Origin of the sequence: Clostridium gelidum (assembly GCF_019977655.1) — a bacterium.
Classification (GTDB): Bacteria; Bacillota; Clostridia; order Clostridiales; family Clostridiaceae; genus Clostridium; species Clostridium gelidum.
Map to the genome: position 1 here is coordinate 4,871,559 of NZ_AP024849.1, position 26,763 is coordinate 4,898,321.

The following is a 26,763-nucleotide window of genomic DNA, read 5'->3' on the forward strand; positions in this document are numbered from 1 at the left end:
TCACCTGCTCTTCCAAGGTGGTAGTGTTGATGTATCTCTATTTTTTAATATTGGGATCATAAGCTCTACTCCATATTCAAATTGAATAGTTCCGATAAAATCAGGATTAATTTGCATAATAAAAATTGAATACTTTTCATCACTATAAAAATCTAAAGCAAGTTTATCAAAAGTATCATTTTCATTAGTTATATGCTTATAATATGTTCTATCACTCATAAGCTTCCCTTCTTTCATCATCCATAGCACTTAATACCATTTCTTTAAATTCTTCAAAACTTTGTTTTATTTGATTAACAGTTTCTGAATCTGCATTGCCTCCAATTTGAGGTGAATATACAAATGTATGACCTTCACTACGTTGTTTTCCATTATACCCAATAGTAGCTGCTGTTTTTTCTAGTAACGATATACTTCTTGGATTATTTCTCTTAAGCGGAATTGCTGCTTCTGGGCCAGCTTCACCAAAAATAGAAGGAATATTTGTAAATCCACCATTTGCAAACATTGGAATAGCGGGAATATTGACTCCAAAATGTTGTCCTCCAACACTTGGAACCCATTCAGGAATATCTAACTGAACACTTGAATTAATTCCACTTATTGCTGCATTTATTAATCCTATAACTGCATTAAGTGGTGCTTTCATTACAGTTCCTATACCATTCATTATTCCTGAAAATATCTGAACAATTCCATTCCAAGCTAATGACCAATCACCAGCAAATACTCCACTAACAAAATCAATAACTCCACTAAAAACAAGTTTAATTGAATTCCATATACCGCCAACAATATAGAAAAAACTATTTAATATAGCACCTAATGCTCCAAAAGATGTAGTCCAATCAGTTTGCATTGCAGTGGTAAGCCAAATATCAAACGCTTGTATACCAGCTTGTATACTTTGCCACATTTCAATAAAGAAGTTTCTAAATCCTTCGCATTTAGTCCATAGCAAAACAAATATTACAATTAAAGCAGCTATTCCTAAAACTATCCAAGTCAAAGGACATGCTAAAAATGCTGAATTTAATGCCCATTGTGCTACAGTTTGTGCCCCTGTTGCCAATGTTGAAGCCCCTTTTATGATCGCATCTTTTATATATAAGCCATGTAGATATAATGTTGTCGCTTTATCTTTTAACTTTGCTAAATTTAATGCTAAAATCCCAGTTTTAAGTAACATTATTGAAGTGTATACCCCATGTATAGCTTGAATACCTGATGATATTCCTGATATAACTTTCCATGCTATAAAAGCTTCTCCAATATATTTTGCAATTTCCATTATTCGTGGGCCATTATCTCGAACATAACTAAAAAAACTTTGTATCTTTGGCCATGCATAATCAATGCCTGACGAAACATTTTGAGCAAATGCAGTAAATTTGTCTGCCATTATTTCAAATGTTCCATCTGCTTGCATTTGCGTTAATTTGTCTGCTAACCCTGATAATTTTTGCTTCACTATATCAAATGCTGAACCTGCTATTGCATCTCCTTCTTCATTTATACCCATTATTCTTGCAAGTCCACTTTTAGCAACACCAGTTACGGTTGACATTAATCCTTTATATGACTTTGATTGAATATCCATCGCTCCTGCATATCGTTCTTTCATAAGTGAAAATAAAGCAACATTAAAAGCCTTTTGATTTGTAATCTGTCCCTTGTTATTAACAAGTTCTATGCCTGCTAAACTTTTTGCACCTTGAGCTATTATCATATCTTTTGTTATACCAAATTCTTTTAATCTTTCAAGTTCTCCTGTTTGTGCATCAGCAACAGCTTCAGTAGCATCATTTATTGTCTTCCCACTACCTGCAAATACCGCAGCCATATCACCAATTATCGGCAATGTTTTTTGTGCCTCAAGACCATAATTTGTGAGTTTTACAGTTGCCTCCACTATTTCTCCTGTTTCATAAGGAGTTTTATTTGCATATTGAGTTGCCCATGCAAATGTTTGTGCTGCTTTTGTATTGTCCTTCATTACAATGTTTAATGTATTTCTATACTGCTCTAAACTTGAAGCTTGTTCTAACATAGATTTACCAACTTGTACTCCTGCTGTTGCAATTGCTCCTGTCACTAGAGCTGCTTTTATTTTACCTGACATTCCTTGCACTTGAGCTCCAGCATTTTGTGCAAGTGATATACTTTTTGAATTTACTTGAGCTATTGAATTTGATGCTTTACTAGCAAATTGTGCTACACCTGCAAACGCTTTTTGAAGGCTTGGATTTAAAATTCCACCAATGGCAATATTGGTTTGTAAAGTTTTTGCCATAGCCTCACCTCTTCTCTTTATTTGCTAACTTCTTGTATTCATTATTTCTTCTGTCAGCTTCATCAGCTAATGCTTCATAGTACTCAAACAAGTCAAGCAATGCCATTTCGTAACAGTCCTTTCTAGAATTTGAAGTTTCAAGAGTTATCTGTGCAACTATTTCTTTTAAATGTTTTCGTCTTGGCTTCCAACCAAGCCTAGCATAAAAAAATCTCTTGCAAGTGATGCCGCCTTACCATAATCAGCTAATGAAAATCTTTGTACATCTGTATACGCAATATTAGCTGCCTCTGCAAAAACTCTCCCCCCTATAACTGGATCTAATTCATAACTAGCCGAAACCATATATCCACTTTTAGTCGACTCTTTAAAAACATTTTCTAAATCCCTACCTGTTAATTCATCAAAATCATAATTAATTTCTTTTGTTTCCGCTCCATCAATCATTATAGGTTTCTTCAGTGTTAATACATTTTCTTTATTTTCCATCTAAGTTTCCTCCTCAAAAATAAACAGCTAAGAAAACTCCTAGCTGTTTTAAATATTACTTTTATAAATATTGGCTTATATTATCAAACATATTGATTCCATTAACAGAAAAAATTCCATTTAATTTATCAATATTAATTATTTCACTACCATTGATAATTCTCTTATATGCTATAACCTCATATGCAGCACTTCCATCCTGTGCGGCACCTGTTTCAAGTTTCCCTTCTTCAGCTTTTTTATTTATTACTTTTAAAAACGCTTTATGAGCTACTACAGCAACTTTTCCTGTTGATGGATCTACTACATCTGTAGCCCATCTATATTCTAATTCATATGCAGTAATTAGTATCCCCCATTTATCATTAGCAGTTCTTATTGCAATCTCTGTTTCCATAGAACCTATTTGACCATACGATGGTAGGTCTATTTCTCCAATTATTCCAGAACCTTTAATTGTATCTGTTAATTTTTCTATTGATGGTAAAGTCACCGATGTTGTATCTCCTATTTTTGTGGCTTTTCCATTCTCTCTAACATAAACAGTATAATCTATAACCTTATTAGTAATTGGATCCATTATTCTTCACTCTCCTCTCCATATAAAGTATCAACACCTTTTGAAGTATATTGAACTTTTTGAGTAATAGATTTAGCCGGTGGAGTATTGGTAACAAGCGTATTAAATGCAAAGTCACCTTGAATTAAGTCTGAACGTGAATTATCATCTTGATTAAACTTAATTTCTCCATATAATAATTCGCCAGCACTTACATATGCACTTAATATCATTTGTTCTGAAACAAGTAATGCATCAATGTCATGGCGAGTCATAGGCGAATCTATTAAATCAATATTTCTAAGTTGAAAATCATTCAACAGATACTTATTCATCATTAGATTTATATCAAATATTTCTTCCGGCTTTGTTGTCTCAATATAATCATAATTTCCCATATGAGGACCCCAAAGAACATACTTACCTCCGGAATAAATTGCTGTAGTAATTCCTTTTTCATTTAAACCATTAGCTTTTTCCTGACTAAATTTTATTTTTTGACCATTTGTAACTAGCCCATTAATGTCAATCGGTTTATTTGATGCACTATCATATGGAACATCTTTGTTTTTTACATCTGTCTGTAGCTTTCTTACAATAGCCACTATAGACATCCATAATTCTTTATCACCAACTTTAACCTTTGGCCAACATACTTTTTCACTGTTGGATTTATAGTTATTATCGGTTTTCCACTTTATAGCTGCCTCTCTACTAGTTGCTAATTTAGAATCAATGTCAACATAGCAAACAGCTTCCCATCTATCAGTTATTTTAGATGTAGTAGATACGAGTGCCTGTTCAACTTCTTTAATTTGTGTAAATCCTGGCGCTGATGTAATTGCAGGTACTAAATTAAGTTCCTCATATACATCAGCAATTGCCTTTATACCAGTTCTTTTTTCACTGGTTTCATCATATGTTCCAATAACATCAGCTGCAATAATTATTGTTGGATCTACTTTCTTATAGATTACTGAAACTGTAGCAGCTAAATTATCTCCTGTAATTTGAAGTTTTCCTGAATCGTTGTATTTAACGTTATAATCAAGACCTAAAACCTCATCTGTAATTTCTACACTTTCTATTAATGCATGATCTTCAATATATCCTATTCCATTAATGATACTTATATCTTTTGTTACCTGAGCTCCTATAGTTGTATCTAATACTATTACAACTATAGGCCCAATTGGTTTTATTTTATTTGCAAAGTGTGCAAAGACTACTGCAGATAATGTGAATATATCAAAGTCATCATTATCTCTATAACCAAGTTTTGTTTGTACCTCTTCTAAATTTCTAATTAATAACGGTTTATTTATTACTCTTGTTTTTACTCTATGGATTGGAGCTGTTCCAATATATACTGCAACTGTTTTGGTTGTTGTGATTGATTCACCACTTGCAACCAATTCTCCATATATACCATGCTTATATCCCATGTTTTAACACCACCTTATAAATAATTTTGATATTGTTCTGTATTAAATGGTAATGGAGCAATAGACACCGTAAAGCTCATATTGGCTGTCCAATATGGGTAGCTTTGCTGGTTGTCCATGCTCCATTTAATTGGTTTATTTATACTAACTTTTTCTTCAATTATTGGATTTTGTGCTAACTCCAATCTAATTTTGGTCGTTAAATTTAATAAATCCATATAACCTTTACCATTTAAATTTACATTTCCATCTTCTTGAGTTTCTCCAGGATCATAAGTAGCAATTTTAAGTCGTATATTAAGGTTTGAATCACTAGTATCATCTATACCTTCATCAAGCATTACAACAATAGATGGAACTGAATAATTATATTCATCTAAATTCTTTAATGGTATCCATCCCTTATAAACTGATGGATTAACTAATTCATAACTTCCTTTTCTATCTATAATGCCCTTTTCAGGTGGTTTTTCTAATAGAATTTTACTGGCTACATTTTTTTCTAAAAATATAGCTAGACCTTTTATTACATCAACCTCTGTCATATACTCCTCCTATTTTGTTAACTTATTTAGCCTATACTCAACTTCATGTTCAACTCTTTTTTGTAGTTGTTCTGAAGCTTCTCTACTAATATTTTCATTTATTTTAGCATTGCTTATCATTTGTGGAATTGATAAAGTTTTTAAAACTTCTACTGGATAAGATTTTGATGTTTTCCTTCTTACTATTTGCAAATTTCCACCAAGTGAAGCAACAAAAGGTGTTGGATTTCCATTAACTTGTTTATACCCTGTCCTTTTTACTTTAACTTTTACCTTTGAACCTTTACCCCATCCTGCTTTTAAATTTGCTGGAAAATGACTTAATGTTAATACTCTTCCTTTTGAATTAATACTAGCTGTTAAACTACTGCTATTTGCCTTTTTTATCTTAAATGTAGCAGCTACTTCACCTGATTTAATAGAATATTCATTTGTAACCTCTTTTTTAACTTTCTTTGTTACAAAACTAATTGTTCTATTAAGTGCAGCTGATGTAGCTTTTGGAATTTCCTTAGGAAAATCTCTTAATTTAGCAACTGTTCTTTTTAATTCCTTATCATCAATTTTAATATTTATAGCCATTAATTCTTATTTGCCTGAAGTATTACTTCATATACTCCATCATCAAGTTTGGCATCAAATATTATATAAGGAATACCATCAAACATTTGCACACCATCAGGCCTAGGCTCTTTTAACAAATCCTCTTCTTTAGCAAAATACAACATATCGGCTTGAACAATTCCATCGTATTCTTTCTTATTTCTACTTTTTAAAGTTTCATTATCGACAATAACATTAACAACTTTGCCATCTATACTATGATCTTCTCCAAATTCATCTGGATTAAAGAATATATTTAAATCAGCCTCGATCTGTTCCTTAAAATTCATAGCCACCCTCCAACTCTGCAAATTTATTTCTTTTATATTTATTTGCATATACTTTTTTTAGATCTTGCTTACTTCTCTTAAACTTATCATTAATTTTTATAGCAACTTTTAACTTGATCAGTCTCTCAGCTTCTTCTTTAGTAATATTGGTTATGATGTCATCTTTTACATATTCAGCTTCATCATTAATTATTGTTTTTAAACATTTAATACTCATAATTTTAAAATGGCCCTAAGGCCTTTCCTATAACACTGTAGCAACTACCCAACTATCAACATCTTCTGGTGTTGGTAATGGTCTTGATGTAAGTCTTAATTCATCAATTTCATTTTTATCATCCGTAGTATATTTAGGAATTCTATCACCTTCATATGTTACCCATGTTCCTTTTTCTTTTTGAGTTACTGAACCATAGTAACGCTTTCCGCTACCAGATACACCAACAATAACTTTTCCAGTTGGAATAAGTTGTTTTTCTTGACCATCATCATCAATGTAATATTCTGAATAAGAATATAATTCAAGTCCTAAAGATGGTAATTTACCAATAAATGTAACTCCATTTCCTTGATAGCTTGGCTCTATTGCCCCAATATTTAATCTTTGAATATCTAATAACTTTTGAACAGCTGCATTCTCAATAAAATTATCCACTACATCATCAGCCATTAAACACATATTTGGAGTTTTCCCAGTTGCTTTTATTATTTTTAATCGCCAAGTTTTTAAATCAGCAAGTGGTTTAGAAGTTGAAGCACTCCATAATTTAGCTCCTGAAAGTGTTACTGTATTTGTAAAGCCAAAATCAATATTTTGTTTTACTCCATCAACATCAATATCAATTGATTCCCCTAATACTACTTGGGCACACATCCACTCTTCTCTTCTTGTTATAGCTTCATCTAACTCTACTAAGTCTTTAGCAAGCAATAATGCTGCTCTTTCTTCTGGCGTCTTAGTGCTATAAACATTTTCTCCTGGCGTTCTTTTTTTAATATCATCTGCTGTGATTACTCTTATCGGTGCAATCTTAGGTGTAGTAATAACATCTGTTTTAAAACCTTCTCTTGTCATTACTTTTCCACCAACACGTGGAGCAACAAAAGGTGCAAGTTTTCTTTTACCTTTTTTAATATCTACCTCTGCTTTTTCAGTTAAAAGTGTCTCAATGTTTGGAAAAAATGTGTCTCTTAAAAATGTAAATACTGGTTTCTTTTGTTCAATTGCTAGAAGCATTGTTTTAGTTTCATATATACTCATATTTATTATCCCTCCCTTAATCTATAAAAATATTTAATTTTCTTAATTCTAATTCTGAAGTAGCTACAGTAGTTCCATCAGCAAATGTTAATGCTTCTTTATGGAAGTATCCGCAAATATATACACTAGCTTCTGTAGCTACAATTCCGTCTACTGGAACTATAACATCGTCGGTTAGTACTCCAACGATTGTTGCACCTTTTGTTTCTGTTACAGCTGTACCTGCGACTGTAAATGTACTCTCTAATTCGCTTATATCTAATAATTCTGCATTTCCACTTGCTGAAACCATTAATACTGAACCTCTAGTATAAGATCCGCTTGAAGTAGGTGCTAGATTTACACCTTTAACAATTACAGGAATATTATTTCCTGCAAAAATACTATCGGGTACAAAAGTTTCTTCATTCCCATATAAGTTCATTATTTAACGCCTCCATTCATGTATTTTGCCATATAATCGGCATTTTCTTTGTCTTTAATATCATCAGACTTATCATTTCCAGGTGCTGCTACCTCATTTACTTCTAATAGCTTAGCATCTATTGCATCTTGTTTTGCTTGATTTATAAACTCTGTTCCTTTTCCTTTTTGAGCCTTAATAATTTCAACTGCAACGGCTTCTGCCGAAATTCCAGTTTCAAATTTAGCTTTATCAATTATATCTTCATTACCTGGAATAGCTAAGTCCTCTATTCCTTTAATCCTTGCCCTTTCAGAATTAGTTGCTTCTAATACAACTTGATCATAGATGTCTTTGTGTTCATTTTTTAATGTGTTTACATCCATTATTTTTCCCTCCTCTTCATTTTCTTTATTATCAATTACTGAATTAACAGTATTTTGAACTTTATTATTGATTATATTTTCTTTAAATGCTTCAACACTTCCACATTTTTTCAATTCTTCAATGGCTTTATTACTAGGTGTAACCAAGCTATTATAAAAATTTGGTGTTGAATTATTATATTGTTGCGTATTTTCAAACATTATTTCATCAATTAATCCTAAGTCTTTAGCTTCTTGAGCTGTAAGCCATGTTTCATTATCCATAATGTTTTTAAGTTCTTCATCAGACATTCCAGTTTTCAATTTGTATGCATTGGCAATAGACTTGTTCACAGATTGTAGAATCTCACTTGCTTTATTCATATCTCGATAATCGCCTTGTGCTCCCATTGATGCATTATGAATCATTAGTTGCCCTGTTGGTGACATTAAACATTTTGCCGCCATAGCTACAACTGATGCAGCACTTGCAGCCATACCAACTATATTTATAGTTAAGTTTCCTGAATAAGATTTTAGGCTTGTATATATCTCACTTCCAACATATACTGAACCACCATTGGAATTAATATCAACTTGTACATCTTCACCTTTAGCATCAAGTAATTGTTTATTAATATCATTTGATGTTGTATATGGATATTCAAGCCAATCATAAATCCACTTATCCTCTTGAGATATTATTGTTCCTTTTACCTCAACTTTTTTCATTTATAACTGTACCTCCTTTTTATTTAAAGCTAGTAACTCTTGTCTCATCTTTTCTTCCTTAATTCTTTGCCTATTGTTTTTAACAAAATCTCCACCTGTAAGCTCTATAGTTTCTTTTGCTCTTGTCGAGAAGCAATTTTCCACACGAATTACTGCTGCATTAGCTTCTTTGACTGGATCTAATTGTCCTTGAGATGGGCCACTCCATTCAGCATTACAATAAGCCTTTTTAATAATTGGACTATCAAAAAAGCCAGGAGCATAAATTCTGCTCTTGGCTACGGCTTCTGAAAGCCACTCTTCATATATAGGTTGACAAAAATCATTTGAAAGCCAAATTCTTCTCATTCTAAACATTTTCCAAGCTTCAAGTAATGCTGCTCTACTAGCTGAATATGAAGCATTGAATTGTTTTAATAATAAATCATGTGGTATTTCAAGCGCTGCCCCAATTTGTTTACATACTGAAGCTATAAATCCATCAAAAGCAGTATTAGGTCTCCCTGGATTAGTCTCTTTAGCAGTTTCTCCTTCTCCAAGTGCTACTATTGCACCATTACCTAATTCATAACTGTTTTCATCACCTCCATCGACTTCTTCATCTTCTGGTATCATCGAACCAAGTGGCGCTTCTTCGCTATTAGATTTACTTTCAATGAAAACTGTAAACATTCCTGATATAACTGCTGCCATTAATTCTGCTTCTGTATATCTCCCTAATTGTTTTAAAGCTTCAATAACAGGTGCGAGTATTGGAACTCCTCTTCGTTGCCCTATACGTTCACTTTCCATTATATGAATTACATTCCTTCTACCTGTCTTTTCACCGAAAGCTTCAACTCTAGTCCATGTACTATTGCTCCTATACGTAGATAATGGATGAAAATTTGCTATATGATATGCTGTTATTTCTCCATTGTCATTACATTCAATGCCTGCACTTATATTGTTATATCCTTTTTTATAATAAGGATCACAAACTCTATCCGCTTCTATTAATTGAATTCTCAAATCGTAAGGCATTCCAATTCTTTGAGTATAGGGAAGTAAAGCAAAGGCATCTCCACACATCAGACTACTCAAAAATATAAGTTGTTGTAACTCATAAAAATTATTTAGTCTTGCTAAATCACAATTAACACTATCAGCCCATAAAGAGAATTCTCTTTCTATTGTAGTTTCTAATTTTTCTGCCTCTTCATCACTTAATCCCAGAAATTCATAATCAATTTGGGATTTTAATCTAAGCCCACCACCAACCACATTGGTTCTTAATGTTTTTATGGCACTTGTTGCAATTGGAGTTCCCATATATAAATCTCTTGAACGTTCCCTTAATACCTGGATATTATCTTCTATATCTTCTTTAGGACTTCCCCCTCCAAACATCCAACCTAATAAACTCTTTTTTGTTCTACTAGCTCCATGATGTGAGTAACCACTATTCATTATTGATAGCTTTTGCCTCGCAACCTGTCTTTTCAATGCTGCATTTGGTGAAATCACTCCTATTGTCCTATCTATTACATTCAATCCCATCACCTACCTTTAGTTATTGTTCTATAAGTCTCTTGGAACCACTCTCATTACTCTATTTCTGCCTTTATTTTTAAGTATATTTTTAGCTTTTGAAAGTTCATTGCTCCAATACTTAACTTGTTCCCTTATTTGATATAAATTTGCCCTATCTAATGATTTACTTCCAATTGTATAACTTTGACCATTTGTTACTGCAATTTCAGCATCAAGCCATGCATCTAAGTGTTTTTGTGCTATTTCAAATGTAAATGCCATAAATTTCTCCTTCCTATAGTCCTTTTGATACTATTCTTTTTTTCTTTTTAGCTACTTTTTTACCTTGTGCAAAAACATTTCCATTGATATTTCTAGCAGCCATTGTATCTAAATCAGGATTTAATATTTCAAATGCAGCATTTGCATAATTTCTTAAATCCATAGGTTCATTTCTTATACTGCTACTCTTCTTTACCCATTCAAATGTTGCTACACCTTTTTTATATCTAATAACCCTTTTTTCTGATGTTAAACCTTTAAAATAACTTTCATCATATCCCCTATCTACCTCTTTAGGAAAATGACAATAACCTGGCCCATCTTCTTTAATTTTTAATCTTGATAATATTGTCTCTTTTCCATTATCAACACCTAAAGAAAATAAGGCAGCTCTTTCTCTATTATTTCTAGTTGGTTTGCTTATGAATGGTTTTCCATATCCCCCTACGCCTTTAATTGCAAATACTCTTCTATGTTCTCTTTCTTTGCAGAACTTATAAACTTCAGTTGTATAATGACCTCCACTATCTATGCATACACAAGATAATATAAGTCCATCGCCCTCTTCAAACCAAAAGGTCTTAAGGAGATATTCATCTAACTGCTGCCAAACTATTTTTTGTCCTAGATCTCCATAAAAAACTTTATATTGTATTCCCCAACTTTCTTTACCTGCTCCCCATCCAACAACTTCAACCTCAAGTCTATCGTCTTGAACATCTACTCCAGCAGTAAGGACAATAACTTTTCTTGGAATATCATTAATATAAAGTTCCCGTCTTGCAACTAAATCATCATTATCAGCCCCCTCACCTTCATCTGCTTCCCACACTTCACCTAGAGTTGTATTAACCCAAGTCTTTAAGGTTTCATGTCCATTTTTCTTTGCTAATTTAAATTCCTCTATAATATTTTCCCAACGCTCCCAGGATGAGGCCAATGCATTAAGATGAAATCCTCTCTTTTTAATTCTTTTAGGATATTTAGCAATCCACTCTCCACTTCCAGCTTTCCATTCAAATTCATTACATCTGTCTCCACAAAATTTACATTCATGCGTTATATCTTCAAAATGAATTTGAGCCCATCTTAAAGGTTGAAGCTTACCACAAACCGGACAAGGTAGACACCATTTTTCTTGAGAGCTATCATCAAATTCCTTGTCAATTCTTGAAATTCCTTTTTCTGTTGGAGTCGAAACAAAGAATTTCTTCTTATTCCAAAATGTTTTTGTTCTTTTTTCTGCCAAAGATAAAGGATCACCTTCAATCCCTGCACTCTTTGGAAATCTATCAACTTCATCAGCTAATAAAATCCTAATAGGTCTTGAAGATAATCCTGTTGGTGAATTTGCTCCTGTTAATGCAATATATCCTCCTGGGAATCCTTTTTCTAATAAAGTATTATCAGAATCTCTTGATTTTGCGTCTTTAACTTTTCCTCTAAGCACTGGAGTATCACGAATCATTGGAGCTAGTCTTTTTTTAGAATAAGATTGTGCTAAATCTAAAGTTGGCATTAATAACATTATTGGTGAAGGGTCGTAGTCAATAAAATAACCAATTATATTATTAATTAATTCTGTTTTTCCAACTTGAGCTGAAGACATAACAACTATAATTTCAGTTTCTTTATTCGAAAGTGAATCCATTATTTCACGCTGATATTCTGCTCTTGATGTTCTCCATTGTCCTGGTTCAGCAGAACTTTCTGGAGATAGTTTTCTATAGCTATCTGCCCATTTAGATACAGTTAAAAGTGGTGGTGGTGCTAATATTGAAACTAATTTTTTAAATAAATCTATTGTTTTCTTATGAATCTGTTGTTTCTTCTTCATTTGTTTCTAAATCCTCATCATTAATTTCATCCTCGACAATATCAACATACTTTTCACTATAGAAATCACTAGGGTTGTACTTGCTTAACTCATTAAGCGCATCCAATACCTCAATCTGCAAAATTTCTTGTATATCAGCAATAGTATCTATCCCCATAAGTCTTGGAGCTACTCTTGAAGGTAAAGCTAAAATTTTTGCTCTGAAATTTGATAACATATCGTTCATTACTCTTTCAACATCTTCACTAAAATGCATTGTCCCTCTCATTGATGCAAGCTCTAATTCAATCTTTTCTCTTTTTCGTCTTTCAAGTAACGCATGTTCTTCATCATAATCTACTTTGCCCTCTTCAGTTTTGTTTTCTTTAAGATCTGCTGAAGCTTTTATAAAAGTAATATAACTTTTTATATTATCTTGTAATGAATATTTACCTCTGGCAATCTTTTTTATAACACCTTCATTTTCAAGTTGCCTTATTCTTCTTGTTGTTAATCCAAATAGATTTGATAAAACTGTACTTGATACTGTTACCTGATCAACTGAATCAATTTTTTTAGTTTCATCACTCAAAGCAGCCCCTCCTTTCTTTAATGCGGTAACGGAAACACCTTTAAAAAATTTTTTATAACTAGATCTACTTCGGGCATCGCTAGACCCTCACTAAGTTAATGCCTTTTCACAGTACCTTTTTACATATAACAACATTTATGTTTTTTGATTTATTTCTTTTTTCTTCTATTAGTTATAACTACTAAACTAATACCATATCAAATTATTTTCCCCAATTCCACCTTCATAGTATCTTAGGATTTTGCACAAAAAAATATCGTAAATTCATTTCTTGAATAATACGATATTTAAACTTTGCTATTTATTAATTTTTAATAACGAACCCTATGTTATTTTAAATCTATTCTATAAGAACTTCACGACATTCTTTACTACAAAATAATTTAAAATAATCTTGAGAATTTATACTATCATTCATACATTTCAATGCTACTTGTGAATTTGTTTTTTTGTTAACAAAATTATGAAAGAATACTGAAAATGCTATTAAAGCATCATCCCATGGTATTTCATCCTCATGACCTAAAACAAAGGCAAATGGTGAACGTTCTTTCTTTTTCTCCCAATCAGTTCTAATTGCATTTAAACCATAGCATGATGACATAGATAACACTATGGGACTAACAGGATCATCTTCAAAACAAATATTAATTATAGACAAATAGTATTCTAAACTTGTCCATGGTATAAAATTATTATCAGTCAGAGCAATTCCTTTACTATTTCCATGACATGATATATGTATAATGGGCCAAACGAAAGCATAAGAATCTTGCAATTCAATTACATCTTCCTTAATTAGTTCAAAAGCCACTTTAAATACTTCTTCAGTTGTTGCCAAAAAGTATTCATAAGGAACTTCTGACATTTCTAACATTTGAGTCATTGCTTTTCCCTCTGTCCTCTTTTCTAATAAATCCATGCCATTAGGAGATTCAATTATATATACTTTATAAAATACTTCCATATCCATTTAATTCACTTCCTTCTTACTTAATCGGTTGTCATTAGCAAAGCTAAACTTATTTTGATTCAAGTTTTACATAATGCAACATCATAATTATACCATTTTATCTCAACTACGATATTATTAAATTTTCAAAGAACGTTATATTTTATTTAATCTCTACGCAATTTATTCTATCTAATAATCGATAATATTCTCATATGCAATGTTACATATCTAATAATTCTGTTACATTTATTTTAAAAAGTTTTTTCTAATATAAGAGATCATTTTTTAGTACTCTAATATTACAATGCTTTTTTATGTAACATGATAGGATAAATAAAAAAGAGCTTCCGTTTTTTCACCTTCTAAGATAACTCACTTCCTCTATAATCTTATCTTTTCTATCTTGGTTAACTCCTATATATCTTAATGTTGTTGATAGATCTGAATGATTTAGTATCTCTTTAATTGTTATTCCATCATGAGTACGTTGATATAATTGATATCCAAATGTTTTCCTAAGAGTATGACACCCTATTGATTCAAGTCCAAATGTTTTAGCTGCATCACTTAATATTCTATAAGCCTGTTGTCTTGATATTGCCTTATTATTACCTTTTTTGCTTAGAAACAAATATTCATAATCTAATTTACCTTTTACAAAATCACCTAAAATGTATTTCAAATCTTTAGGGATTTTCATACGTTTTTCTTTTCCTGTTTTTCCTTCTCTAATATAAAAGTATTCTTTAATATTACCTTTCATCTCTTTTATATCTCTCACTCTAAACTGAAGTATATCTGATATTCTTAATCCTGTATAAATTCCAAACATAAACAATACATAATTTCTTTCGCTATGCGATCTTAAATAATCAGCTACATCATAAATATCTTGCATTTTACGTATAGGTTCTACACTATTCACATGGAACCACCACCTTTTTGAACTATAGCTCCATTATGTCTTCTATAACTTCTTTCACTCATAAGTTTTCGTAAATCATCTGTTGTAATTCCACTTTTCAATTTCTTACATCCACAATGAGAACATGAAACATATTTCCCTGATGCAAGAGTTCTCTTTACTTCTTCAGTTATTAAAATAATTTCTTTATTGCAGTATTTACAGCTATAGCTTGTATAATATCCTTCCATGTTCTCACCAGCTTTCTTGCAAAATAAAAAGCACAAACATTACGCCTGTGCTTAAAAATTTAAATTCATATATAATTTTTGACCATACATAAACTCTACCATTGCTTTCTATATTTGTACATAATATTTTCTTTGTTTTTTCCTTAATTTATCCTCAATTTTTCCTTATTTTTTCTATATTTATCTTTTTAGAAATAACATAATCCCATTGCAAATTTATAGATAGAATTATTCTTAAGTTTATAGTATTTTTCAATTCTTTCATTACCTCACTCATAGACATATCATATGTAAAATAGCTACATTAACAAATAAATAATATTTAGTTTCTTAATTGCTCTAAAACTTTAACATTTTACTTAGGGAAATCTTTATATAATTTTCCAACTTCGTTTATATCTTGTTTAAGATTCTTTTCTAATTATTCGGAAATAATCAAAAATATACCTCACCCTTATTCAAAGATTTTGTTCTAAGGAAAATTGTTGTACCCTATATGGTCTTCCAAATTCAGCCCACATATGTTTTTGTGGGGGGGCTATGTACTTGGAATCAATTCTCCTTTATCATTGAACTTGTAGCCTTTCTTAGTTGCACTTTTCTTTTCTCTATTGAAGTCATGCTCTGCATTATGACAATCCAAACATAAATATTCTAAATTATCATGGTTAAGTGTTACATTAGGATCATTAATGTTGTTAGATGTTAATTCTTTTTTATGATGCACAATGTATCCTGGTCTTTCACATCTCTCACATAAACCATGAACTGATTCAATATAAGATGCTTTGCATTTCTTCCATGCTGAACTGTTATAAAAAGCTTTTGCAAACTCTTTAGCCATTTCCTATCCACTCCTTGGCAAGTTGACATAATAAAAACACCTACATATGTAGGTGCTTTACTTTTTTAATATTTTCTTTTTTGAATATTACGAAGATCATCTAATATATATCTGTATTTATCATCTAACTCATTCATATGCAACTCATGCATATCAATATGTATTTCATATTCATCCTCTATATCGTCACCTCTTAAAATAAATTCCTCACTAAATATTTTAGCTGATATAAACTCAATCAAATCTTTATGATAAGCTGTACTATAACGTCTTTCATCTTGTAAAGTCATTGAATCATTGTACTTTTTAACGGAATTACTTACTTGTTCTAAGTAACCATATAACTCATATATATTCTTAATATCGTCAATTCTTCCAGATAGTTTTGCTATATTTTTATTCCACTCTTTACTAGGAAACATTATTGACTGCTTAACTGAAAATCTTGATTTTTTACATTGATAATAAATTCTCTTTAAATCCTTTATTGCAAAATATAAATCATAATATACAATGAAGCTATTTTCTTGTAATTCAGATTCCTTATTTTTCTTATCAGTATACACTAAAGTAATGAATACACCTAATAGTGTCGCTATTCCTCCAATTATTGCTCCTATATAACTTCCATTAAAGCTTGACCACCCTGCACTATCCAAATGTGAATCATATAAATGCAAATTGTATAATTTCCAATCTAATATAAATGGTATTGCTGCACAAACAAGTAAAAACATAAATACACCAAATGTAATACCGAGTATTAATTTATATTTATTTAATATTGATTTCAAGATTAACTCCTCCTTATATCCACATACAACAATCTTTCACCATTATAACATATATTCCCTTAAATTGTTACATTTCCTTGTTTCATTTCATCCTCCAAATCATATAAAAAGATTGTTAAAAACATGAATAAGTATCGGTTAAACATTCGTGTTTTTTAATTTGAATTTTTAATTATATAGGTGAATCAAACATTCATTTTAAATTTTTTCTACTTCTATACGTCTTTAGTTTTTTACCATGAATATTAATACATTCAAAAATTAAACATTGATATATTACATAAAAAAATCATCAATATTCAAAAACATTTAATGACTTTTGATATTGATGATATTTTTCTATATTTATCTTTTTAGCAATAACATAACCCCATAGCAAATTTATAGATTGAATTATTCTTAAGCTTATAATATTTATTCTTATCTATTTTTAATTCTTCCATTACCTCACCAACAGTTACATCATCTCTAAAATAGCTACATTCAATAATTCTTTTACTGCTCGTATCTAATTTATCATATACAAATCCAACTGCATTAACTAATATTGTTTTATATTCATTATCTATTGCATTTCTGCTAACTGGATCTGATGGACTTAAGTTTTTATCAATCACTACATCAGGTCTAATTGATGATCCTAATCCTGGTGTTTCTATTGAAATCAAGTAATAAGGATAATTCCTTAAATCATTTTCTACTTCTCTTTTGATTTTTTTATATTTGTCTTTATCGATTCTCATTTTTATATCACCTATCCCTTTTTTATGTTATAATTGGAATAGATCAATTAGAGAACTAGTGTTCCAAACTATTAATATTCTCTAATTTTTGGAAGGTGTTCGTCAGGAACACCTTTTTGTATTTTATTTTTCAAATTTTTATATTTTCTTTATCATAATTAATATTTCATAATTCTGATTTTCTGCATCAAATTTTAGAATTGCGCAGAAAAAAATATCCCAAATTCATTTCTGAATAATGCGATATTTCCGTCTGTTATTGATTTTTATTAATTCAACTTTCGCAGGAAAATGTTAAATGATTGATATAAACTCTTCATTTTCCAAATATGCAGTACAATTTAGTATGATTTTCTTTGCTTGTGGATTAACCAACGATACATGAAACAAAAATTTTTTTTATTTATTTCAGTTCTTCCATAAACTCTTTTATCTGTTCAGCTATATAGTCAGATTTATAATAATGTATACAATGTCCACAATCTAATATAATTAGTTTACACTTATCTGATTTTGCGGCAAATTTTCCTTGTGCATCCCTCCATCTTTTACTGGTGTCAGAACCTGTTAATTTGCTAGCAAACATTAAAATAGGGATATCTGGCGTTCCTATTTTCTCTACAGTTTTTGCATTATCATAAACTAATTTAATTTCCTCATAAACATTATTATTTAAAGAATTTTTATAAACTAAATATTTATGCTGTTTTATCTCCTCAACCGTTAGTGTTTCTTCATTAACAGGACAAAACTTTGGAATTCTATGCATCCCAAAAAATGTCATTATTTTATTAAATTTTATACTTGATAAATTGCTATCATTTTCATCGTAACTTATTGGTACAGCCATATCTAGCGCTATAATTCCTTTAACTTCATCAGGATAGGTTGTTGCCCAATATATCGTTTCTAATGCAGACATAGAATGTGGCATTAAAACATATGGACCATTTTCTCCAACCTTTTTAAGAGCAGCTCTATCTTCTTCTACCATTGTTGCTACATCTCTCTTTATCCTTGCAACATCTGAATAACCGTATCCAAACTTTTCAACTACCGCAATTCTATAAATATCCGTCAGCTTTGAATACAACACTTTATAATCATATATAGGAGCTTGTACACCAGATCCTGATAACAAAACGATAGTAGGCGTTTCCTCCTCTGAGTCTGCTCCTTCAACATATATATTCATATTGTAGCCATCTACTTTAACCAATGTTCCTGCAGTTTCTATATAGTTTTCTTCCTTTAACAACATAATATGATGATAACTCGCTATTACCCCAAAGAAAATAATTATAATTATAATTATCTTTATCACTATGATTTCCATTCAAACTTCTCCTACAATAAATAATTATTCGTTATTTTACTATCACGAATCAATTATAGCATATTTTGTAAATATCACACTATTCAGTTTTCAAAGAACATATTTATAATTTACTGCGCCTTTTCTACACATTATGTTGGACTACCTCTTTACGCTAATCCCAATTGTTCCTCTGTTTGCTCTTCAGCTATTTTATCTGATATGCTAAACTGTTTTCCATCATCTTGACCTTCATAATAAGCCCCATCATGTCCTTGAAATTTCGTTGAAGTATTGATTGAACCTTTAAATTTAATATTCTCATGCGCCTCAGTTACTTCTTTGTCTTTAACTAATATTAATCCCCATTCTTGATTTTTCCTTTTTTGTTCTTCAAACTTTTCTGCTAATCCAGATATAAAACCAAGCGCATAATCATTTTCTACTCCTCTAGTACTATATCCATCCTTTGAATATTGATACCTTAGTCTTCTAACTTTACTATTTATTGAATCTATCGCATATTCCAGCACTATTGTACATATAATAATATCTTCCTCTCTCCCAAAGAAAGTAATAGTCTGTGTTCTGTGCGTTTTATAGTACATATAGCAACCAAAGTTTTCTGCTATTAATCTTCCTAATCTCGCCTTCCATTTTGCTTTAGTAAAAGATACATTGCTTCTCTTTTCTTTAATTTCACTATTATAAACTTTAAACTCCTTTACTTCTTTTAAAGATAATTTATGTTTCACAAGTAGTTCTTGAGCTTTTAGCAATGATAATTGTGCCTCATTTTCATTACTACTTTCACTTAATGCTAATAGTTTCTTAATTTTTTCAATTACTTTTATATCCATGATCTTCACCTTCCACTCTACATATTCTGATTATTCTGTAGTAACATACCACCCATTAAATATCTCTTCTGGTAGCACATAAGTACATGATTGCCAGCCAGATATTGTTGGATTATAAAATTTAAGTTTATTCTTCTTTTCCAATATATCAATTTTGTAACTATCACCACTGCTCTTGCTAGTAATAACAACATTTTCATCATCAATACTCTTTTCCCAAGCTTCCAGGAATGTATATTCAATTGTTTTATTTATTTTCTTAATATCCATATTCCCACCTTATTTTCTACAAGAGGATTTCTCCTCTTGCATTTTTTATTTGCAGTAACCTTAACATTAGCAATTATGTAATCCCTGCCAAAGCTCCTAGTCCTGCAAGTGCATTTAATTCACTATTTCTTTTAATCTTTCATAAAAAGCTTTTGTTTTATCCTCTGAAAAACCTTTTGTATATTCTTTAAAAATTTCTTTCAAAGTTTTATCAGGCTCCTCAAAATATGTCTCAACAACTTTATCTATAATCTCATCATTCTTATCCATTGATTTTATCCCCTTATAACATCCAAGCAACCAAACCTTTGAAATTGTCCTAACCATGCAAGCTTTGTTGTAGTTGTTTGTCCATTTCTGTTTTTAGCTGTAATAACTTCTGCAATACTCTTATCTTCTGTCTCTTTGTTGTAATATTCATCCCTATAAAGAAAATGTATTACATCTGCATCCTGTTCTATAGACCCTGATTCTCTTAAATCAGATAATATTGGTCTATGGTCTGCTCTTTGCTCTGGTGCTCTTGATAATTGTGACAAAGCAATCATCGTAATGTCTAATTCCTTTGCTAATGCTTTAAGTTCTCTTGAAATATATGAAACTTCTTGTTCTCTACTTGTTGTTTTTAGTGTTGTTCTTATAAGCTGTAAATAATCTATGATTACAAGATCTAGTCCACTTTGTATTTTTAACTTTCTACATCTAGCTTTTATATCACTTAAAAGTGTTGTTGTATCATCTAATACCAATTTCCTTGTCATTATCTCATTAGCTCCAATAGCAATTTTTTCAAATTCCTCAATATCTAATTGACCAGTTCTAACCTTGCTAAAATCTACTAAACATTGAGCAGATAAAAGTCTATCTGTTAATTGCTCTTTAGACATTTCAAGAGAAAAAATTGCTACACTTGCATACTTTGAAGCTGCTTGTCCTAAATTTAATGCAAAAGCTGTCTTACCCATTGATGGTCTTGCTGCTATTATTATTAAATCTTTTTTTATAAGTCCACATGTTATTTTGTCTATATCTGAAAAACCTGTTGATAATCCAATAAGTTTCCCACCATTTCTATATCTTTCTTCTAAGGCTCTAAGTGATTGCTCCATTGCTTTATCTATCGTTATAACATTATTTGTATTTTGATTACTTGAAATTTCATACAAATGATTTTCAGTTTTATCAATAATGATTTTTATGTCTTCTTCATAAGCACTTTCCAAGAGAAATCTGCTTGCTTTAATTAATTTTCTCCTATTTGATTTTTCTTTAATTATATCTGCATATGTTTTAATATTAACAATTTCAAAATATGATGTGGCTAATTCTGTTACATATGTCACTCCACCACATTCATCAAGTAAGCTTTTCTTTCTTATTTCTTCTAAAACTGTAACTAAATCTATTCCTATTCCTCGGTTAAAAAGTGATTTTACTATCTCGTAGATTTTCTTGTGTTTACTAACATAAAAATCATCTGGCAATAAAAATTCAACATCTAGCAATTTATCTGAATTACTTATTAAGCAACCTAAAACTGCTTGCTCTGCATCAATACTATTAGGCAATATTCTATTTAAATTTTCCATATCACAACGCTCCAAACTTTGATCTATCTATTTTTATTGTTTTAGGTTCAGCATTATTTTTATTTATATTTATAACTGGAGCTAATTTATAATTATCATCAAGGTAATCTTCAAATCTCCCATTAAAGTATGTTGACCCATTTAGAATGAATTGTATATCTTTCCCTTGAACTTCCTTTGCATATCTTTCAACACACCTTGTTATCTGCTCCTTACCATATTTCTCTAAAATCTTAGGTATTTTTTTAATAGCTTGAGCCTTTCCTTTTTTGTTAGGATATATAATCCAAATATCATGTGCATCATTTGCACTATATATATTATGGTAGATGGATATAGTAGATGGGTTTTTCGTTCGGGATTTCAATCCGTTTGATTCGGATTCAGTTCCGTTTAGTTCGGATATATTTCCGACCCTTTTCGTTCCGTGTTTCAATCCGTTTGATTCGGATTTGTATCCGAACCCTTCGGATTCATTTCCGACATCTTGAGATTCACTGATTTCTTGAGTAATTTCAGATTTTTTCACCTCTAATTCATCTTCAATTTTTTCTTCTGGATCTTTATCTGAAATTAATTCAATATATCTATTTCCTAACGTGTAATAGCTCCATACACCACCTTGCTTTAGTGTCCTATGCTTTAATATATCTTTATTTGCAAGACTCTTAAGTCTTCTATATACAGTATCTTTCTTAAATTTAAATATAGGGTATTCTTCAATAACCGCTTCATATTTAACCCAATAGAATACTTCATCATCAAATATCTTTTTAGTTATTTTTTTACTGTCTTTGAAGTCGATAAACCATCTTAATATTGCTAAGTCTTTATCATCTAGCTCCATCTTTATAGCTCTCTCTTGACTAAACCCTAAATGAGTAAATTTCATAGTGCACCTCCTTCTTTAGTTTTCAAACCATAAGTACGTATCAAAAGTAATTTTAAATGCTGCCTTTGTTTTAATAGTTCCACCAGCATAATCTATTTCTTCAACTCTTTTAAATTGATTAGGGTCGGAGTCTTGAAATATTATTTTGCATATATTTATTTGACCTTCTAAATAAAATTCAAGTGTCCTATAATTGATTGCAAGTTCTTTTATATTTAGCATTGCACTAAATTTAAAATCATAAATTACAAGTTTTACTTTTTCATGGCTATTTATTAATTCTTTTAACTCTTCTAATCTGGATTCAAAAGAATTTAAATCACTTTCAGATTTCTTTTTAGCTTTAGTTAAATATTTCTCTGACAAAGTGGCTAGACCTTCATCTTTAGGTTTATCCGCTACTTTTTCTGAATACATTTCATTAAGCAATTTTTTATCCAATTTACTTTCAATAGGCTGCTTTATGCCTTGTACCAAAACTTCAATTTCTTCTTTTGACTCCTTAGAATCTAAGTCTTTAATTTCTTCATGAATTACGTGCTGCTCTATCTCTGATAAGCTACTTAAAGTATGAGCTTGAGTTAATGTTATCTCTTCCTTATCCAGCTTTTCTTTAAGTGGTTTAATCAAATCCTTGTCTACCTTTTGATAGCGTCCTACTTGTACCCCTGAAAGCTTCATATCCTGCCCTATTAAGTCTCTAACCTTTCCTTTAGGCAATTGTTCTCCATTAGCTTTCTTTTGCTCATATATGGCTTTAAGGCGTTTGATACCTTCCATCTTTTCAGATGGAGTTAATTCTCTTTGTTCTGCATTAGCTTGTATTAATATAAGCTCTGCATCTAAGTCGCTAATTTCTTTGACCTGGCATGGTAATGTTTTATACCCCAATCTTTTAGCTGCATGAAATCTTCTTTCACCAGAAATTATTTCATAAGTTTCATTATCTTTTTTTCTAACTACTAGATTATGCATAAGTCCATTTTCTTTAATTGATACTGCAAGCTCTTCTATCTCTCTAATACCATAAAAATTATTTGAGGAAGGAACTAGACTATTTATATCTAATTCCTTAGTGAAACTTTCCTTCTCTACTCCATTTACCTTATCTGCTAAACCCTTTAAATAAGACGACATTTCAATTCCTCCACTAATGCCTTATAATCTTTAGATGCATTAGCTTTGCTATTAAAATAAATCACTGGAGTAACTTCGAAAGTACTTTTAATAACATCAACATTTTCTCTTATTGTTTGTTTAAATATTAAATCTCCTAACTCTCCCCTAAGCTCTTCCTTTATCTCTCTATTTATTTTTGTAGCTCTGTCCATAGTTATAAATACACCAAGTAAATTTAATTTTTCATTAAATTCTTCTTTTACAGAATTTACGCTGCCAATCAAATATTCAAATCCATCTAGTGAAAATTTGTCTATTTTAAGTGGTACTAGAACGTGATCGCTAGCAGCCAATGCATTTATTGAAATCATACCCAATGACGGTGGACAATCTATAAGAACATAATCAAATTGCTCTGGTGACTTATCCAACCATTTTTTGAGTCTTGTTTCTCTAGCTTTCTTTGTATCCGCTAAAATCTCTGATTCACTAGCAATTAAATTGATATTTGCAGGTATAAGCCACACATTGTCATATTTAGTTATAGTTACTCCAACATCCTCACCTTTTAGTAAATTATAAGAACCTAACGAATTAGGATAATATGATCCTAAATATTTTGTTGCATTACTTTGTGGATCTAAGTCTATTATTAATACTTTATAACCTTGTTTTCCTAATTCAGCTGCAACATTAACAGTCGATACTGTTTTTGCAACTCCACCTTTTATATTCAAAATTGATATTATTTTCATACTTCTACCCCTCCATTACATCTATTTAATGCATCCCAGCACCTTTTACATATTTCAATAAATTCTCCTGGACTTGTCTTTTTATTAAAACTTGACCTATTAAATTTTATGTCATCTATCGTCATATCAAAAATAGTTTTATAATCTTCTTTACTAACCTTAGCCTTTAATTCATTTAAAAATTCTGAAACCATGTTTACATTTCCCCCATTCTATCTTATAATGGAGATACAGACGGCAATCTGTTTCTCAAAGAATTTAAAATTAGATTTTATAATTGAACCTTTACAAAAGGTTCTTTTTTCATTTCCAGCAATGTTCTTGCAAGTTTATCTTTTAAATCCTTAGCCTTGCATGATATAGAAAAGTTCCCCATTCCCCTCACCTCCCATGAAAATTAGTACCATTGTTTACCTTCATGTGTTACATGAAACCAAACCTTATTCTTACCTTCTAAAAATGCAAACCTTAAATATTCTTTTCTCTCTTGATCTATAGCTTTTAAGTTCTTATACTCTTTATCTGAAAATTTGTGTAATTGTTTTTTACTTCCATCAGCTTTTAATACAATTATTTTAGTATCTACGCTAACATAACAATCTCTATACTCTTCATTCGTATCTGCATCAGGATGTGGTGCTATATAATCTATTTCCTCAACATAATTTATAGCCTTTGGTGCTGTAATAGTCTTTCTATCCATTCCCATAGAGTTGAAAAAGTTAATAATAAAATTCTTGAAAATAACTTTATTCTCTTCGGTTAAATTCTCATATCCATTTACCTGCTCCGCATCAATGCCATGACAAGTCTTTAAATCATCTAAGCATGTAAGTCTAAAATCGGATAATCCATGCTCTAAATAAATTTTCTCAACTTCATTTCTTTTCATAATCTAATCCTCCTTACACAAATTGCATCTTTTATAATTTCCACAACAAACTTTAATCAAATGCTCTTTTCTAAAATTTTTATCAACAATTTTGTTGCATAATTTATGGCTATTCTGAACGAATTTAGGACATTTTATCTTACACATTTTTTATATCCCCTTTCTTCTCCTTAATGTGGTAAAATTCTTTAACTGCAATTAAAGATATTGCTACAGTTATATCTGAAGTAATTAAGTCTCAATTTCAAACTCCTTAATTTTTATTTTTATTGTTAATTCTGTTAAGCTTCCAGGTTTAACAGAATCTTTTTTAATTTCATATCCAGTAACACCTTTTATTGAAAAATCATCTAATTTAATTTTCCCACCTTTTATTTCCAATCTGTGTAATAAATCATTAACTACTGAACTCATTTAAATTGCTCCTTCATTTAAATTTCTCCACGCACTTTTTACATAACCTAACCCCATTAATTTCTTTTAGTTCTTGCGTTTCTCCACAACAGTTACAACCTGGAGTATACTTTCTAAAAATTATGTCGCTATTTTCTGTATAAATTTCTAATGCATCCCCCTCCTTAATACTCATAGTCCTTCTTAATTCCATTGGAATTACTATTCTTCCTAGTTCATCAATTTTTCTTACTATGCCTGTACTTTTCATCTTAAAAATTCCCCTTTCAATATGTTTATAATTTATTGATTAGCTGTTAATTTTTTTAGAGCGTTATCCAAAACTTGCATTCTTAATTCTGGAGGACACATTTTCATAACAGCAGCAACTTTCAATTCTGCTATCAATTCACTGAAGCCTTTTTCATCTTCCAATCCTATTATTGTTACTTTCAATTCATCACCTTTCATATCTACCCCTCCAAACATATCAATCACTTCATAATATGATTCATCATTTAATGTGTTACTTTGCAAACTTTAAAGTCATAATAGCCTCAGCAACATCATCAAGTTCTTTCATGATTTGATTCCATTGTGGGCGTTCATCATCATCAATAATCCCATCACATGTAATTTCTATCATTAAATCTTTGCATTTAATAAAATCTGTAACTTCTTTTTGAAGCTTTAATATAGCAACTGGTAGTTCTCTAATCTCAATGTTAGGTAAATATTTTTGTCCTATCTCAGCACTTGTCTTTAAATGTTGATAAGCTAAATATTGAGTATCATAGATTTCAATCATCTTGATAACTATTTTATCTGGTGGAGTTCTCTTCCCTCCTTCATAAGCTCTTAAGCTATCAACTGATATATCTAGTAGTTCTGATGATTTTTCTTGAGTTAAACCTGTTGACTCTCTCGCTATTTGGTAAATATTTCTGTATTCTTGTACCATTCATTTCACCTCCAATATGTATTAAAATATATATATTCA

The 26,763-nt window shown here is 30.6% G+C and carries 36 protein-coding genes; all 36 read right to left on the reverse strand.

Going from position 1 to position 26,763, the window contains the following annotated elements; all coding sequences use genetic code 11:
* Positions 1 to 219 (reverse strand): LysM domain-containing protein, encoded by a 219-nt coding sequence (locus psyc5s11_RS22440; protein WP_224034687.1) that lies wholly within the window; start codon positions 217 to 219, stop codon positions 1 to 3.
* Positions 212 to 2,293: a hypothetical protein gene (locus tag psyc5s11_RS22445; RefSeq protein WP_224034688.1), complete on the reverse strand. Its 2,082-nt coding sequence runs from the start codon at positions 2,291 to 2,293 to the stop codon at positions 212 to 214. Before psyc5s11_RS22445 ends, psyc5s11_RS22440 begins: the two co-directional genes overlap by 8 nt.
* Before the next feature lie 165 nt (positions 2,294 to 2,458).
* Positions 2,459 to 2,782 (reverse strand): phage tail assembly protein, encoded by a 324-nt coding sequence (locus psyc5s11_RS22450; RefSeq protein WP_224034689.1) that lies wholly within the window; start codon positions 2,780 to 2,782, stop codon positions 2,459 to 2,461.
* Positions 2,783 to 2,843: 61 nt separating this feature from the next.
* On the reverse strand, positions 2,844 to 3,362 hold the full coding sequence (locus tag psyc5s11_RS22455) for a phage major tail tube protein (RefSeq protein WP_224034690.1): 519 nt from the start codon (positions 3,360 to 3,362) through the stop codon (positions 2,844 to 2,846).
* Entirely contained in the window at positions 3,362 to 4,786 is a 1,425-nt protein-coding gene (locus psyc5s11_RS22460) for a phage tail sheath protein (protein ID WP_224034691.1), read from the reverse strand. Before psyc5s11_RS22460 ends, psyc5s11_RS22455 begins: the two co-directional genes overlap by 1 nt.
* A 14-nt stretch (positions 4,787 to 4,800) precedes the next feature.
* Positions 4,801 to 5,331, reverse strand: a complete 531-nt coding sequence (locus psyc5s11_RS22465; protein ID WP_224034692.1) for a hypothetical protein — start codon at positions 5,329 to 5,331, stop codon at positions 4,801 to 4,803.
* A gap of 9 nt (positions 5,332 to 5,340) precedes the next feature.
* Positions 5,341 to 5,913 carry a phage tail protein gene (locus psyc5s11_RS22470; protein WP_224034693.1) on the reverse strand — a complete coding sequence of 191 codons (573 nt, stop codon included), beginning with the start codon at positions 5,911 to 5,913 and terminating at the stop codon, positions 5,341 to 5,343.
* A complete protein-coding gene (locus tag psyc5s11_RS22475) occupies positions 5,913 to 6,224 on the reverse strand; it encodes a hypothetical protein (protein WP_224034694.1) in 312 nt (103 codons plus the stop codon). Before psyc5s11_RS22475 ends, psyc5s11_RS22470 begins: the two co-directional genes overlap by 1 nt.
* Positions 6,214 to 6,441: a hypothetical protein gene (locus tag psyc5s11_RS22480; protein WP_224034695.1), complete on the reverse strand. Its 228-nt coding sequence runs from the start codon at positions 6,439 to 6,441 to the stop codon at positions 6,214 to 6,216. Before psyc5s11_RS22480 ends, psyc5s11_RS22475 begins: the two co-directional genes overlap by 11 nt.
* A gap of 27 nt (positions 6,442 to 6,468) precedes the next feature.
* Positions 6,469 to 7,485 (reverse strand): major capsid protein, encoded by a 1,017-nt coding sequence (locus psyc5s11_RS22485; protein WP_224034696.1) that lies wholly within the window; start codon positions 7,483 to 7,485, stop codon positions 6,469 to 6,471.
* A 16-nt stretch (positions 7,486 to 7,501) separates the two neighbouring features.
* The gene (locus psyc5s11_RS22490; RefSeq protein WP_224034697.1) at positions 7,502 to 7,909 is read right to left on the reverse strand and encodes a hypothetical protein; all 408 of its coding nucleotides are present in this window, start codon (positions 7,907 to 7,909) and stop codon (positions 7,502 to 7,504) included.
* Complete coding sequence (locus psyc5s11_RS22495) at positions 7,909 to 8,985, reverse strand: head maturation protease, ClpP-related (protein ID WP_224034698.1); 1,077 nt, start codon at positions 8,983 to 8,985, stop codon at positions 7,909 to 7,911. The genes psyc5s11_RS22490 and psyc5s11_RS22495 overlap by 1 nt, the downstream gene beginning before the upstream one ends.
* A complete protein-coding gene (locus psyc5s11_RS22500; protein WP_375541970.1) occupies positions 8,986 to 10,518 on the reverse strand; it encodes a phage portal protein in 1,533 nt (510 codons plus the stop codon).
* Positions 10,519 to 10,545: 27 nt separating this feature from the next.
* On the reverse strand, positions 10,546 to 10,779 hold the full coding sequence (locus tag psyc5s11_RS22505) for a DUF6148 family protein (protein ID WP_224034700.1): 234 nt from the start codon (positions 10,777 to 10,779) through the stop codon (positions 10,546 to 10,548).
* Positions 10,780 to 10,792: 13 nt separating this feature from the next.
* Positions 10,793 to 12,616: a phage terminase large subunit family protein gene (locus psyc5s11_RS22510; RefSeq protein WP_224034701.1), complete on the reverse strand. Its 1,824-nt coding sequence runs from the start codon at positions 12,614 to 12,616 to the stop codon at positions 10,793 to 10,795.
* Positions 12,591 to 13,187 carry a hypothetical protein gene (locus psyc5s11_RS22515; protein ID WP_224034702.1) on the reverse strand — a complete coding sequence of 199 codons (597 nt, stop codon included), beginning with the start codon at positions 13,185 to 13,187 and terminating at the stop codon, positions 12,591 to 12,593. Before psyc5s11_RS22515 ends, psyc5s11_RS22510 begins: the two co-directional genes overlap by 26 nt.
* A 340-nt stretch (positions 13,188 to 13,527) precedes the next feature.
* Entirely contained in the window at positions 13,528 to 14,160 is a 633-nt protein-coding gene (locus psyc5s11_RS22520) for a hypothetical protein (protein WP_224034703.1), read from the reverse strand.
* Positions 14,161 to 14,497: 337 nt separating this feature from the next.
* Positions 14,498 to 15,067, reverse strand: a complete 570-nt coding sequence (locus psyc5s11_RS22525; protein WP_224034704.1) for a tyrosine-type recombinase/integrase — start codon at positions 15,065 to 15,067, stop codon at positions 14,498 to 14,500.
* Positions 15,064 to 15,297, reverse strand: coding sequence for a hypothetical protein (locus psyc5s11_RS22530; RefSeq protein WP_224034705.1), 234 nt, complete (start codon positions 15,295 to 15,297; stop codon positions 15,064 to 15,066). The genes psyc5s11_RS22525 and psyc5s11_RS22530 overlap by 4 nt, the downstream gene beginning before the upstream one ends.
* Before the next feature lie 538 nt (positions 15,298 to 15,835).
* Complete coding sequence (locus psyc5s11_RS22535) at positions 15,836 to 16,141, reverse strand: HNH endonuclease (RefSeq protein ID WP_224034706.1); 306 nt, start codon at positions 16,139 to 16,141, stop codon at positions 15,836 to 15,838.
* A 65-nt stretch (positions 16,142 to 16,206) separates the two neighbouring features.
* A complete protein-coding gene (locus psyc5s11_RS22540) occupies positions 16,207 to 16,935 on the reverse strand; it encodes a hypothetical protein (RefSeq protein ID WP_224034707.1) in 729 nt (242 codons plus the stop codon).
* Positions 16,936 to 17,288: 353 nt separating this feature from the next.
* On the reverse strand, positions 17,289 to 17,678 hold the full coding sequence (locus psyc5s11_RS22545) for a nitroreductase (protein ID WP_224034708.1): 390 nt from the start codon (positions 17,676 to 17,678) through the stop codon (positions 17,289 to 17,291).
* Positions 17,679 to 18,081: 403 nt separating this feature from the next.
* Complete coding sequence (locus psyc5s11_RS22550) at positions 18,082 to 19,014, reverse strand: alpha/beta hydrolase (RefSeq protein WP_224034709.1); 933 nt, start codon at positions 19,012 to 19,014, stop codon at positions 18,082 to 18,084.
* Between the two features lie 149 nt (positions 19,015 to 19,163).
* Positions 19,164 to 19,853: a DUF2786 domain-containing protein gene (locus psyc5s11_RS22555; RefSeq protein ID WP_224034710.1), complete on the reverse strand. Its 690-nt coding sequence runs from the start codon at positions 19,851 to 19,853 to the stop codon at positions 19,164 to 19,166.
* A 30-nt stretch (positions 19,854 to 19,883) separates the two neighbouring features.
* Positions 19,884 to 20,123 (reverse strand): hypothetical protein, encoded by a 240-nt coding sequence (locus psyc5s11_RS22560; protein WP_224034711.1) that lies wholly within the window; start codon positions 20,121 to 20,123, stop codon positions 19,884 to 19,886.
* Positions 20,124 to 20,237: 114 nt separating this feature from the next.
* On the reverse strand, positions 20,238 to 20,393 hold the full coding sequence (locus psyc5s11_RS22565) for a MarR family transcriptional regulator (protein ID WP_224034712.1): 156 nt from the start codon (positions 20,391 to 20,393) through the stop codon (positions 20,238 to 20,240).
* A gap of 5 nt (positions 20,394 to 20,398) precedes the next feature.
* Positions 20,399 to 21,712, reverse strand: coding sequence for a replicative DNA helicase (gene dnaB / locus psyc5s11_RS22570; RefSeq protein ID WP_224034713.1), 1,314 nt, complete (start codon positions 21,710 to 21,712; stop codon positions 20,399 to 20,401).
* Position 21,713: 1 nt separating this feature from the next.
* A complete protein-coding gene (locus tag psyc5s11_RS22575; RefSeq protein ID WP_224034714.1) occupies positions 21,714 to 22,604 on the reverse strand; it encodes a hypothetical protein in 891 nt (296 codons plus the stop codon).
* Between the two features lie 15 nt (positions 22,605 to 22,619).
* The gene (locus tag psyc5s11_RS22580) at positions 22,620 to 23,741 is read right to left on the reverse strand and encodes a ParB/RepB/Spo0J family partition protein (protein WP_224034715.1); all 1,122 of its coding nucleotides are present in this window, start codon (positions 23,739 to 23,741) and stop codon (positions 22,620 to 22,622) included.
* Entirely contained in the window at positions 23,726 to 24,478 is a 753-nt protein-coding gene (locus tag psyc5s11_RS22585) for a ParA family protein (protein WP_224034716.1), read from the reverse strand. The genes psyc5s11_RS22580 and psyc5s11_RS22585 overlap by 16 nt, the downstream gene beginning before the upstream one ends.
* Positions 24,475 to 24,672 (reverse strand): hypothetical protein, encoded by a 198-nt coding sequence (locus psyc5s11_RS22590; protein ID WP_224034717.1) that lies wholly within the window; start codon positions 24,670 to 24,672, stop codon positions 24,475 to 24,477. The genes psyc5s11_RS22585 and psyc5s11_RS22590 overlap by 4 nt, the downstream gene beginning before the upstream one ends.
* A gap of 203 nt (positions 24,673 to 24,875) precedes the next feature.
* A complete protein-coding gene (locus psyc5s11_RS22595) occupies positions 24,876 to 25,370 on the reverse strand; it encodes a hypothetical protein (RefSeq protein WP_224034718.1) in 495 nt (164 codons plus the stop codon).
* A gap of 231 nt (positions 25,371 to 25,601) precedes the next feature.
* Positions 25,602 to 25,784, reverse strand: a complete 183-nt coding sequence (locus psyc5s11_RS22600; RefSeq protein WP_224034719.1) for a hypothetical protein — start codon at positions 25,782 to 25,784, stop codon at positions 25,602 to 25,604.
* A gap of 13 nt (positions 25,785 to 25,797) precedes the next feature.
* Positions 25,798 to 26,034: an AbrB/MazE/SpoVT family DNA-binding domain-containing protein gene (locus psyc5s11_RS22605; protein ID WP_224034720.1), complete on the reverse strand. Its 237-nt coding sequence runs from the start codon at positions 26,032 to 26,034 to the stop codon at positions 25,798 to 25,800.
* A 32-nt stretch (positions 26,035 to 26,066) separates the two neighbouring features.
* A complete protein-coding gene (locus psyc5s11_RS22610; RefSeq protein ID WP_224034721.1) occupies positions 26,067 to 26,300 on the reverse strand; it encodes a hypothetical protein in 234 nt (77 codons plus the stop codon).
* Positions 26,290 to 26,724 (reverse strand): helix-turn-helix domain-containing protein, encoded by a 435-nt coding sequence (locus tag psyc5s11_RS22615; RefSeq protein ID WP_224034722.1) that lies wholly within the window; start codon positions 26,722 to 26,724, stop codon positions 26,290 to 26,292. Before psyc5s11_RS22615 ends, psyc5s11_RS22610 begins: the two co-directional genes overlap by 11 nt.
* Positions 26,725 to 26,763 lie beyond the last annotated feature (39 nt).